Origin of the sequence: Bathymodiolus thermophilus thioautotrophic gill symbiont (assembly GCF_003711265.1) — a bacterium.
Taxonomy (GTDB): domain Bacteria; phylum Pseudomonadota; class Gammaproteobacteria; order PS1; family Pseudothioglobaceae; genus Thiodubiliella.
The window spans coordinates 849,968-862,284 of the sequence record NZ_CP024634.1 but is presented as its reverse complement, the minus strand read 5'-3'; the positions used below and the strand labels follow the sequence as shown (position 1 = coordinate 862,284).

Here is a 12,317-nt window from a genome sequence, read left to right as displayed (position 1 = left end):
AATTCAGCCTTAATTCTTGCCAAGATATTGAATGTTTCTAATCACTCATATTTATGTAAAGGTTTTCAGGTTGTTTGGTTTATTTTTTTAAAAATGGTATCACTGTAAGGAGCCCGTAAAATGCTGACTGGTTAATTGTTCATTAACAACCAGTGCAATGCCTTTAGCACTGGCTTCGGTTAGTTGCTCTAATAAGGTTTTTTTTGTTTCAAATAAAACTCTTGAATTGACGCCGACAATATTTTTGGCAATATGATTGGCGTCTGCGATGCCGTCTATTAGACCCAATTTTTTGGCGTCTTCTCCAAGCCAAATTAGTCCTGTAAACAAATCTTTGTGTTTTGAAAGTTTATTGCCTCTACCGGCTTTGACGGCGTTAATAAAATTTTGATGTGATTTGTTTAGGATGTTGTTTTGGATGTGTGCTATCGTTTTTTCATTTTCTGGGGAGAAGGGGTCAAGTAAACCTTTGTATTTTCCTGCGGTATAAAGTCTTCTTTGGATGCCTAATTTCTCAATGGCATCAACGGCACCAAAACCAGACATAACCACGCCGATACTGCCCACAATTGAAGATTCGTCAGCATATATTTCATCAGCAGCGGAGGCGATGTAATAACAACCTGAGGCGCAAATGTCTTCAACAACAACATAGATTTTTTTATTAAATTTCTTTTTAAAACGCACGATGGCTTTGTAAATTCTACTGGATTGCACGGGTGAGCCGCCGGGGGAATTAATTCTTAAAATAACGGCTTTGGCATTTTTTGATTCAAAAGCACTGCCTAATAATTCAATAACCTCGTTCGCATCAATGTCGCCTGAGCTTTGGATTACGCCACTTAGTACCACTTCGGCAACAAAAGGTGTTTCTTTTTTAAGCATCCCTTCTAATGCGCCACTGTCATTGATGCCCATATAAAAAATGGAGGAAAAATAACCAATAAATAACAAACTAAAAGCAATGCGCCAACGGCGTTTAGATCTATTTTGGCGGACAAATTCTTGGGCGATATCAGCTAGTTGTTCATCGGAGGTGCGTTTCATATATAATTCTCAGTTATGTTAAAAATAAATAATCTTAGTTGTCAAAAAGGCTACAACCTGTTATTTAGCCAACTTTCTTTTACGGTGGACTTGGGGGGTATTTTACGCATTACTGGCACTAATGGTAGTGGTAAAACTTCGCTTTTGAAGATTCTTGCTGGGCTTAGTGTGCAAGAGCAAGGCACGATTTTCTTGGACAATGATGCGGTTAAATCAGAAGGCTATCAGGCGGAAATTTTTTATTTGGGGCATTTATCTGCTTTAAGTGTTGAGCTTACTTGTCTTGAAAACCTTAAATTTTTAACGGCACTTAACCAATCGGTTGGACAGCCATTGTTACTTGATGCACTCAAACAGGTGGGATTAGAAGGTTATGAAAACGAATATTGTGCCAAACTCTCAGCAGGGCAAAAACGCCGTGTGGCTTTGGCAAGTTTGATACTTTCTAAAGCAAAAATTTGGCTATTGGATGAACCTTTTACTGCCCTTGATCCACAAGGGGTAAAAATGGTTGAACAGCACATTGAGCAACATTGCAAACAAGGGGGGGCGTGCTTATTTACCACCCACCAAGATTCTGCTTTAAAAAATCAAAAGGTGTTAGCATTATGAACATTTACTTACAAACGCTAATGCGTGATTTACATTCTGCCATTCGCAATCTGTCCAGCATACTCAATCCCTTGCTGTTTTTTATCATTTCCATATCGCTATTTCCCCTTGCCATCAGTCCAGAGGCATCAACGCTATCGCAAATCGCTGCAGGCATTATTTGGGTGGCAAGTATGTTGGCTGTTTTGCTGTCTTTAAATTCGTTATTTCATCATGATTTTGACAATGGCGTTTTGGAGCAAATGCTTATCTCTCATCACTCATTGCCCTTGTTGATTTTGTCTAAAATTGTGGCACATTGGCTGCTAACAGGCGTGCCAATTATCTTGTTGTCGCCATTACTTGGGGTGTTTTTATTTCTAGATGATGAAAGTATCAAGGTGTTGATGCTGACCCTGCTACTTGCCACGCCGAGTTTAAGCCTGATTGGTGCAATTGGTGCATCGCTAATTGTTAGTATTAAAAACTCAGGTATGTTGTTGTCGTTGTTGATATTACCTCTTTATATCCCTATTCTAATTTTTGCCTCCTCTGCTGTTTCTCAAGCACAGGCAGGGTTAGAAATTGACGCTCAGTTGTATTTCTTAGCCACAATTTTAACCGTAAGTTTAATGCTTGCACCCTTTGTTAGTGCATTGTCTTTAAGAATAAGTTTAGAATAAGAGCATGTTAAAAACCACTTTACCTAATGGGGCAACCACATTCCTTTTATACAGCCAAGCCTTACTACGCTTATGAATAAACAATCTAGCGTCCATTCCATCCAAACAAAAAAAGAGCCGCTAAAATAGCGACCCTTTTTTTTGTTTATTGGTTAAGAACTTAATTGATAAGACGGCGTTTTCTTCTAATAAGATAATAAGCGCTTAATATCATCAATAAGATAAAGCCTATATCAAATCTAGCGGGTGCGTTGGGGTTATAAACACAACCGCCGCCACTGGGGGAAATGGTGTTTTTAATAATACCGTTAACATCGCCAGTAACATCAACTTGTTCACCATCAGTGTCGTTTTCGCCACCGTCTTTAACGGTTAATTTAAGGCAGGTTGCACCAGCGATTAATCCAGTTTCCCAGTTGTCATCAGTGCAAGTTTCGCTAATTTTAGATTGGATGGCATTGTTATCGTCAACGACAAAACTAGACCAGCCATGGACTAATGAATATTTACGCAACTCTGCATCTTTAGAGATTGCAGTAACGAGTTCAATAATCACTTCAGCAGAATCACCAGTGGTGTTCAAGTCTTTGGCAGTGGCACTTGAATCTTTGACAGTGGCGTTTAAGTCTTTGACAACATAGTCATAAATATCACCAGTGATCACTGTATCTTTGGACTTATCGGGCAATGCATTGTTTGCGATATATTGCTTCATTTGATCAAGGGTTAGGTATACAGAATCTTTGCCCATGGCGCCGAATAATAGTCTGGTGCCTAGTTTGCTGGTGATTTTTTTATCTTTTCCTACGGGTAATTGGTTTTTTTTGCGACAATCACCATCAACACAAAGTATGTACTCGCCACTAAGTTCGGGGAACTCACCTCTTCTACCTACAGTTATCTCTACCGCTTGCCCTACAAGAGACAATCCACCCTTGCTTGAATTTGTCAAACAAGTATCTGGATCGGTAGCATCCTTAGGGGTTACACCCTTAACAATAGACTTTTTCCATTCGTGCGTATTGGGGTCTTGAGTTGTAACAGTAGATTCACTCTGACAATATCCAATGAGAATACCATCAAAGTCCACTATTGTTACTGTGCCAACACTAATATTCTTAGCAAAACTAAGATCCATTCTATTCAAATTATTACTACTATCACTTGCGACATAAAAGACCCTAGGGTCGGGGTTGGGATTAAGACTTGCCAAAGCTTGAACTGAGAAAAGTAAAGAAAGTGTAACGACAAATGAGTTTAATATTTTCATAGTATTTCCTATTGTAGTTAAAAGCCGTTGATTCTACTATAAATTTAAACAATCAGTAGATAAAAAATTAAAATTAATTTTTTAAAAGCGTGTTATGCCATTTTCCAAAATAAAATAAATAAAATCGTGCCAATACTTGGGGCACCAGATTGTTTGGTTTATTTTTGAAAATGGCATTATGGATATTACTTACAATCTTCTGGGGTGTCCGACTCTTCTGAGCGTTTTAAGCCATTTTCGTCTAATTCTCCTGATTCGTCTGGTTTCCAGTTTTCGTAATCATGCTCCTGCCCCTGCTTCCGCATGGTTAGGTAATCTACCTGGTTGGGATCAGTCATTGTAAAATAGTCTGGTTCCACTCCGCCACTCGCTTCATTTGACTTAAATTCTTCAAGATTGCCTGCCACATTTTTTATTTGGTCGTTAAAGCCAAGTTCTGCGGAATCTCCATATTCATCTTCGGATAAGGATCTTTCATCTGGCTGAATAAAGCCAATTGGAAGCTCCTCAAAATCTGTTGAAAGCACATAGTCCCCCGATGTCATACCTTGGTCTTCCATTTCAGACATAGGGGTAGCATTTGCATCTACATCCGTTACATTAGTAGATTGACAACATTTATAAATATAGCGACCAGCAGCGACTGAGGTACCAAGCGCCAATGCGATTGCTGCAGCAGGAATAACCCATGAGTTTGACGATGCACCTGTAGAGCTATTGATAAGGGTGCATGCCCCTGAAAACCCACCAGACGAGTTGGGAACAATATCCATCTTATACCCAGTTACACATACGCATAATGTTTCGCTTTTAAGGAGGGAATTTGGAATAAAGGTTCCATCTTCCTTTTTGCATTCAGTGGTCGCACTTAGTACATTTAAACTACTAAAAAGTAGCAAACTCAAAACACTTAACTTTCTTATTTTCATAATTTTCCTCAATTAATAATTAAATAATTTAACCTCTACTAAATTGGAGCATTCAACCCATAAGTACAACATTGCCGTTTAAAAAAAATAGGCGAATTCAATTCATCAATACAACACTTTTATTCAAAAAAAAATAGTCTTTAGCGATCCTCTGTGTAAAAACTCTAAATATTTTTTGGGTCTATTGTTCACTAAATTACCCCACTAAATACTTCTCGCTATCTAAAGCCATTTACAAAAATAAACCAAATAATCTGGGCTTTATTCTTATTCTGAAACCTTTGCATAAATATAAATAATCATCAGGAATCCGCTTTTCACCCACTTGGTAATTTTTTAAACCTAGCTTTAACCCTGCTAGGACAAGATTTAATAAAATTACCAATTGGACAAAAATTGAATTTTGCTAATCATCCATATTGGTGCAAAGGTCTCATTCTAAGTATTGGTAACACAAGAGACTACTTGCAATCTTTAAAACCATCCGAACCACTTGAGCTTTTTTGTGCTCCACTCAGCTTATATATGTCTTGGTATTCAGGTTCATCAATTATAGTATTTGCTTGAGTGGCAACACTGGGATCGGCAATTGCCTGATCTCCAAAATATTCTGTTGTTTGTAACTCTCCACTCACTTCATTTAACTCGGTCTCTTCAATATTTTCTATCATATCTTGCACTCGATTGCTCATACTGAAATTATCTAAATTTACGCCTACATTAAAACTTGATTCCATTGGGGGTGTATCGGATAATGACGAAAATGCGCTGTAAAATTCTATAGAGCCATCTGAAGATGCACTGTTAATTGAGATCTCATCCATAGGTTGTTCCAACAGTTGGGCATCTTGGACCATATATGGATTAACCTGATTCATCGGGTTGAAATAAAAGTGCATCTCATCCATCTCAATGCCAATGGAATAACCTGAATCTGAACCTAAATCTGAACCTAGATCTGAACCTAGATCTGTCTCAATACCAGTAGTTGCTCTACAACATTTATAATAAACAAAGCCACCAGCCACGAGTGAAGCAGAGCCAATACTAAGTGATATTGTGGCGATAGAAATAACCCATAAAGCTGACGATACTCTTGAGGGACTTCTACTAAGGCTGCACACACCTGAAAAACCACCCGCTGGATTTTGGGTAATATTCCCTGCATATCCAGTTGCACAGGTACATGAGTTTTTACTTTTGAGTGAAGAATTTGGAACAATACTTCCGTCACTTTTCAAGCATTCGGTCGCATTCACTACATTTAAACTAAAAAACAGAAAACTCAAAATACTTAATTCTATTATTTTCATTGTTTTCTCCAGTTAAAAACTATAATAATTTAATTTCTATTAAATAGAGACCTTTGCATAAATATGAATAATCATTTTTTATACAACGATGTCGTGGAATTGGGTCTGCCATATACTGTTTTTATCGTTTGCTTTCATGAAATATTTTTGCCTTTTTTCTAACAGAAAACATAAGGTGTGATTTAACACCACGAAATAGATCAACAAATAACTTGGCGGTATCGTTTTTTCCAAGCATAGGATAAAAACGATCATTATTCATAGCACGAATAAACTTAACATCAGCAACCTTGTCGTTATGAGCATCCTCAAGACAGTCGTTATGGGCGTCATCTATTAACACCCTCAACTTGTCCACTTTAGATAATATAGGGAGGAGTGTAGTGTCTTTAGAGGGGTCATACTTGAGGTATGCGCACCAATACTTACCTTTAAAGTTGCAAAGTTCACTCTTGTTTTGATTATTACTATTAAGATTATGCTCCTCTTGAAACATAGTTTTTGCCATGCTTTGAAGCTCTTTTTTCGATTTTTTCAAAAAATCTATTCCGGAAGTTTTGCGCTTAAGACAAATCTCTCTTCCCACCCTTGTTCTTTCTTTTTGAATACCGCTGATATGGATGAGTTTGATATTACTTAAAAAATGATTATAAGCTTTTGCATAAGAGGATAAAAAGTTACCAAGCGTCGTATCTTGAATAACTTTTTCATTAGGGGTTTTCGTGGTATCAAGCGTGCTGATTGTAATAGTATCACTTAAAGAGTAGGTGCTAAAATGAGCTTTATAATCATAAAAGATACCCTCTAAACAGCTTTTTATTTGACTGGAAGATTTGTTTCTAAAACTTAGAAAATTAGTGGTGTCATTAACGCCACAAAGTTTGAGAGTTTGACTAGAAATAACACTGGGCAAGGTTCTTTCTTCCCCTTTAACTACCCCCTCAAGAGCGGCATCTAGACTGATAAATTTCGGAGAGGCTTCCATCCATTGCTTTGCATAAGTTTGTGGTAAAAAATCTCGAATTTTTTTGGCAGATGACAAATATTTTTGTGAATAATAACGAAGCAACATATCGTCAATACCAGCTCGAATTTTCGTTGCAATAGCTGTGTCATTTATTGTTTTTGTGAGTTGCTCTTCGATCTGCAATATGCGTGCGTTTAGATTGGCAACCTCTTGGCTAACCACGGCATAAGAATGTTCATTGGCAATGGCATGTATAGAATCATCAATTTTTTTTCTTGCCCGATCGCCTGGTGAAAGACCAAAATCTTTAACTATCATAATGACGAGTCCAACACCAGGAATTAGACTAGCCACATCCAAAGTTATGGCATCTACTTTTTGCATAACTGTTGTGTTAGGGGCTTTAAGGACTTTAAATATCTCATAAGCCGTTATTCCCAGCAACGCAACCACGGTAATAGCGGTCAAAACCTCTCCTACGCTCTTTAGCGTTATTACAGCCGTCTCTGTGACAACTTCATCTAGAATTTCAACCGTTTCTTCTGATGCTGAACTGAGATTTTTATCAATCGCCTCAATATACTCGCTTTCTGTGGGAATACTGTCCTCTTCGATGGGTGGATCAATGCCTTCTTGTTGTGATATTTGCTCATCAAATTCATCATTTTCTGGCACACACATATCAGCGTTAATATTAAATGTCAATAAAGCACTAAAAATTAGTGTTGAAAAATTAAATTTTGTTAATGTCATAAAATATCCCCTTCTTTAAATGCAAAATGCTTTTTTTAATGCTTACAATCTATCTTTTACCTTGTGTCCTCTAATTTCTGATAGGTAATACTTATTTCAAAAACTAAATATTATTCACTTTTTAATCAAGCGCAGTAATGTGCCAATTTTTTGCACAGATTCCTTGTAAATCTCCCATAAAAAAATCTTTCGTGGACAAAACTTCCTATGTACTTTGTTATTGCTATCAAGGATATTGATGTTATTGAGGTAATCATTCCTGTAAATCTGCTATACAACGAACACTATAACCATTAGCATCGCCTTCAGTGCTAATATATAAATTCGTGTTCCCTGCTAAAAGATAAAATGACATAGCTTTCGGAAATTGATGTTCTACATATGTTTGACTCCAATAACTCCCTACAGTTCCTTCATTTTTTATGACACCATCATACAAATGGCGTTTGCCTGCCATTGGAAGCCTTAAGGGGCCTAAGTGTCTAAGGCGTCTAGTATTCAACGCCTCTTCTATTAGTTCTGATGGTGTGGGCACTCTAAAACCAGTTGGGCAAATGCCGTTGCCACTACTGTCAGACCAAAAATTAGCGCGATTAGTTCTCTCTTTATCAGCCACTGTCCAGTCTCCTTTGGGTGGTCGAGTTGTCACGGTAACTTTTGTCGTTGTAGAGGCGCCAAACCATGTGAACGGATTTAGGGTCGCCTTGTCCGTTGTAGTAACAGAAGTCGTCGTAACCTGAGGCACATCTTCATTTACAAAAAATGTATTTTCATTTGGCTTAATAGTCTTTGCTTGCTTATACTGAATATTTGTGTTTATGCGTCTTTGGTGTCCATCGTCGGGTCGTCCAAATTGATACAAATCGCCATAACATTCACTGTCTCTAGCGTCAATGCAAACTTGACTTGCGCCTAGATTCCTATCTAGCCACATTCGATTTTTCACTGAAACAACTGTATTATAAATTTTTCCTTTAAATATTTTTTCAACAATATGAATAGTGAGTTTAGCAAACGCACCTCCCCCATCTAGAGAAGTGGCATAAAGTTCTACCACACCAGTGCTAACACCTGTAAGCGTGGCTGTACCTTTTGATTTAGACATGGTTACATGATTAGAATTTACCGACCACAAAACACCTTGATTGGTGGCGTTACCAGGGGTGATTCCAGCGCTAAGTTGGATAGACTCTCCTACTTTAAGAACGCTCTTGCCTTCTATTTGTATGGCATTATGACTAAGTTGAATACTGGTAACAGGCACAGGCAAAGGATTCACAGCAATACTAACTATCGCAGAATCTGTGCCAAAACTGTTAGTAGCAGTAATTTCATAGTAGATTCTTAATGTTATGTTATTTGCTCTGCCTGAAATTGTGCCAGTATGACTGTCAAAAGACAATCCACTGGCAAGGCTGCTATTGTCAACATTGCCCATTACCTTATTTTCTATCATTGAAAATGGGTTATTAGCATTAGCACTAATATTATCAACATTAGCAAGCGACTTCTTAGTGATGAACCATTGGGTAACATTGGCACCAAAATTAGCAAAGGTAATCGGTGTGATACTTTCGCCAATTTGAACAGTTAACTGTTCAACACTAGGGACAATAATGGGGACAGTGGGTTTAATATATTTTATACAACGCACACTAAGACCTTGAATGCGATCCTTTTTTGGGAAGGAGACATCGCCATTGTCATCAAGTTCAAGACTATCTGAGCTTTTGGCCCAATAAAAACCTTTGTAATCAAAATCTTTTAACTCGCCCTCGCTATTGCGATTACCACTTAATGGCAATTTCAATAAAGTATTTATACCTGTTTTTCCAGCTGCTGTGCTTGCCTCAATTTCAGCCTTTAATTCATTTGAAGTTGGCACCCTAAAGTTTGCTGGACAAATGTTATTAACGCCAGTTTTACCCCAAACTGCCATCCTTTTGTCGCCTGAATCATCAACACCTACTGCTGTCCAATCGCCTCTATTAAGTGTGAGAAAAAAGCCAATGTCATTGACTTTATCAGCTGTACTAATTATAAAATTGCTATTGTTAGGGGTGATACTACTTGCCAAAGTTGTGGTTTTTCCCATATACGCTCTAGACTGATGCCCATCTCTACCCCTGCCCCATTGATATAAATCGCCATAGCAATCAGCATCTTTGACAGTTTTACAAACTTGAGATGCACCTAGGTTTCTATCTAACCAAATTTTTCCCGTTGCTTCGGATAAAATAACTTTATAAGGTTTTTTATCAAAAACAATGGTTTGTGAATCAACAACCAGTATTTCAAATCTGCCGACTACAAGACCATTGTTAGAAATAGCTCTGATACTGGCAATACCTTCTTTAAGTCCAGTCACTTCACCCGTTTTATTGTCAATACTTACTGTGTCATTTGCCAACCATGAAAGGGTTTTATTGCTGGCATTGCTAGGACTGATAGTAGCACTAAGCTGAGTGCTTTTACCGACTACCAGAACATCATTACCTGACACTTCAATGTTATCAATCAATATTGGTAAAATCGTAATATACACATCAATAAAATTTGGGCCTTTGTCATTGGTGGCAGTAACTGTATATTTTTTTCTCATTTGAAGTTTGTTAGGGGTGCCTGAAATTGTGCCTGTTTTAGTGTCAAATACCAAACCATTATCAAGTGCTGGACTGATTGACCACTTGTTAATCACACCGGGTGCAAAATCCAAAATCACAATAGGTTTTATCCGTTCGCCAATCTTGATATTGTTTTCAATACTGGGGGCGACTAAATTTGGAATAATGTCGTTTTGAATACAACGCACACTAGAGCCAATACTGTTGTCTATATCACCACGCCACAAATCTAGTGTTATGTCAGTAATAATAAAATGATGATCAGGGTCGCTTGAAGGCCTCATCATACTAACTCCAACACTCTCAATCTCAGGGTTAGTCCTGAGTTCTTGTATTGTTTCATAGGCATTTATTGCTTTTTTAGAGGTAAAAATAGCCAATTCTTTGGCTGGAATACGCTTGGATTGGTGAATTAAGTCTTTAATTTTGATGCTCTCAATTCTATACTCTGCACCCAAATCAATAGTCACCCATCCGTTACTTGAGCTATTATCACTTAAAAAACCAGTGTTTACATTACCATCAACGATGTCTTTTGCATCTACCCAAGAGGAAGGAGAGTCAGGAAGCAAAGAGTGGAAAAGGGTGTATGCCTTACCTGCGTGAACTGTCACTTTTTTATGGCGTGCAATGTTCCTGCCCTGATACATTACCTCCACTTCGCCTATTGCCATTTGTCCAGGAGTGGCTTTCTTGATCAGCACAAAACGCATAGCAGATACAGGCACAGTTGATATTTTACGACCAATAAAATGCCCTGCCTTTGTGGATTTGCTAGAGCTGACAAAGTAAACTTTTTTACCTTTTTCTTGCAAGTTATTGTCTCTAAAAAACCCTAATAATTCAGCGTTAAACCAACCTTGATTGAGCATACTGGCCTGATCCTTGCCACGATAAGTATTATTTTTATTTTGCTGAACTGGACTCATTTTGAAATAACTTTCTAATTTTTTCCAATCTGCATCTGTTGGAATGCGCCAGCCTGATGCACAGATGCCTTGTGATCCCTCTTCAACCTCTTCATCCATGGCAGAAGCCCATTCATAATATTTGATATCATTGCTGTCCCCAGTAAAAATACCCGTCATAAGTTTGGTTGGGAAATGACGCATATTTTCCACAGTCCATACTTGTGAGCCAAAAAGATGGGTTTTGTAATTAATCATGCCAACACCCATTGGTTTTGGGTGGTAACTAATATTCGAACCAAAACCCGAGCTATTTCCTGGGTCGTTTCCTGCCCTTAAAGCACCTTCTGATTCACTTCCTGAGGTACTCCCTGAGGCGCTCCCCGATTTGTTATTTGACTTATTTTTTGAACCGCTCCTCTTTCTTGCTGATAATTTAGTTGGCGTCCAAATGCGAGAAAAACCTGTAAATCTATAACTCTCCTCTTTTCCTGTGATCTTACTGTTCACCATCAATGTGCCTAAAAAATTATGACCAATATAAGAATCTTTAACAAAAATATCGGCAAAAGTGAGATCACCTTTGGAACTGTTAGACAATATTGAACCAGTGTCGTAGTTCCAAGTTAATTGCCTATTTTTAAATGTGGCATTATAAATAGGTATATTGTTTATAAAAACAGAGCCATCCGCAACCTTGCCGTTGTTAACCTTGGCACCATTTGTGATAAAAACTGTGAATGTTTGGCCTCGATCATTAAATTTCAAAGTGGTGCGATATTTTCCAATCCAAAAAAACAAATTCTCAGTTCTTAATTTATTAAGTACAGCAAAAATTGATCGTATATTACATTTATCGGAACACTTTGTGCTTAAAAAATCGTTAAGCGCCTTAAAGTTATCATTAAGTGCTAACGATGTGTGTAGATGTTTAAGAAATTCTACATATATATCACGATTGCTAAACATACTTGATACAAATACTTTAGAAGGTATATTGGCGTCAGAAGTATTGTCTGATGTTGGTGTTGACTTTGAGGCAGAAGGCGTGTTATTTGGTACTGAACCAAAGATATCGCCAAAAGAGTCTGTTAGTGCAGCAGGTATTTTAGATTGATGTGCCGCAACATTAGAATAGAGCGGGTCTTCCAATGATTTTGCTGATATGCCAATATTTGATAATCCATAAATAAATAAACCAATAATTAGTGTCTTAGTTGTTTGCATAAGTT

The 12,317-nt window shown here is 37.6% G+C and carries 8 protein-coding genes; 2 read left to right on the top strand and 6 right to left on the bottom strand.

Annotated elements, in window-relative coordinates; all coding sequences use genetic code 11:
* Positions 1-99: 99 nt before the first annotated feature.
* Positions 100-1,047 carry a signal peptide peptidase SppA gene (gene sppA, locus MS2017_RS03100; protein ID WP_071564763.1) on the bottom strand — a complete coding sequence of 316 codons (948 nt, stop codon included), beginning with the start codon at positions 1,045-1,047 and terminating at the stop codon, positions 100-102.
* A gap of 15 nt (positions 1,048-1,062) precedes the next feature.
* Between sppA and ccmA the strand changes: the two genes are divergently transcribed.
* Both ccmA and ccmB read left to right on the top strand, forming a co-directional pair.
* Positions 1,063-1,659 carry a cytochrome c biogenesis heme-transporting ATPase CcmA gene (gene ccmA, locus MS2017_RS03095; protein ID WP_071564762.1) on the top strand — a complete coding sequence of 199 codons (597 nt, stop codon included), beginning with the start codon at positions 1,063-1,065 and terminating at the stop codon, positions 1,657-1,659.
* Positions 1,656-2,321: a heme exporter protein CcmB gene (gene ccmB / locus MS2017_RS03090; RefSeq protein WP_071564761.1), complete on the top strand. Its 666-nt coding sequence runs from the start codon at positions 1,656-1,658 to the stop codon at positions 2,319-2,321. Before ccmA ends, ccmB begins: the two co-directional genes overlap by 4 nt.
* Positions 2,322-2,481: 160 nt before the next feature.
* Here the strand turns inward: ccmB and MS2017_RS03085 are convergent, their stop codons facing one another.
* From MS2017_RS03085 to MS2017_RS03065, 5 genes are all read right to left on the bottom strand, one after another.
* The gene (locus MS2017_RS03085; RefSeq protein WP_071564760.1) at positions 2,482-3,591 is read right to left on the bottom strand and encodes a JDVT-CTERM domain-containing protein; all 1,110 of its coding nucleotides are present in this window, start codon (positions 3,589-3,591) and stop codon (positions 2,482-2,484) included.
* A 185-nt stretch (positions 3,592-3,776) separates the two neighbouring features.
* Positions 3,777-4,520, bottom strand: coding sequence for a hypothetical protein (locus MS2017_RS03080; protein WP_071564759.1), 744 nt, complete (start codon positions 4,518-4,520; stop codon positions 3,777-3,779).
* A gap of 461 nt (positions 4,521-4,981) precedes the next feature.
* Positions 4,982-5,833 carry a hypothetical protein gene (locus tag MS2017_RS03075; protein ID WP_122951228.1) on the bottom strand — a complete coding sequence of 284 codons (852 nt, stop codon included), beginning with the start codon at positions 5,831-5,833 and terminating at the stop codon, positions 4,982-4,984.
* Positions 5,834-5,954: 121 nt separating this feature from the next.
* On the bottom strand, positions 5,955-7,553 hold the full coding sequence (locus MS2017_RS03070; protein WP_122951227.1) for a hypothetical protein: 1,599 nt from the start codon (positions 7,551-7,553) through the stop codon (positions 5,955-5,957).
* 253 nt (positions 7,554-7,806) lie between these two features.
* Positions 7,807-12,312 (bottom strand): FISUMP domain-containing protein, encoded by a 4,506-nt coding sequence (locus tag MS2017_RS03065; RefSeq protein ID WP_122951226.1) that lies wholly within the window; start codon positions 12,310-12,312, stop codon positions 7,807-7,809.
* Positions 12,313-12,317: the final 5 nt, after the last annotated feature.

What these genes read in the sequence shown, in the direction of transcription:
- sppA (WP_071564763.1), bottom strand. Translation starts at nt 1,047, where the DNA reads ATGAAACGCACCTCCGATGAACAACTAGCTGATATCGCCCAAGAATTT.
- ccmA (WP_071564762.1), top strand. Translation starts at nt 1,063, where the DNA reads ATGTTAAAAATAAATAATCTTAGTTGTCAAAAAGGCTACAACCTGTTA.
- ccmB (WP_071564761.1), top strand. Translation starts at nt 1,656, where the DNA reads ATGAACATTTACTTACAAACGCTAATGCGTGATTTACATTCTGCCATT.
- MS2017_RS03085 (WP_071564760.1), bottom strand. Translation starts at nt 3,591, where the DNA reads ATGAAAATATTAAACTCATTTGTCGTTACACTTTCTTTACTTTTCTCA.
- MS2017_RS03080 (WP_071564759.1), bottom strand. Translation starts at nt 4,520, where the DNA reads ATGAAAATAAGAAAGTTAAGTGTTTTGAGTTTGCTACTTTTTAGTAGT.
- MS2017_RS03075 (WP_122951228.1), bottom strand. Translation starts at nt 5,833, where the DNA reads ATGAAAATAATAGAATTAAGTATTTTGAGTTTTCTGTTTTTTAGTTTA.
- MS2017_RS03070 (WP_122951227.1), bottom strand. Translation starts at nt 7,553, where the DNA reads ATGACATTAACAAAATTTAATTTTTCAACACTAATTTTTAGTGCTTTA.
- MS2017_RS03065 (WP_122951226.1), bottom strand. Translation starts at nt 12,312, where the DNA reads ATGCAAACAACTAAGACACTAATTATTGGTTTATTTATTTATGGATTA.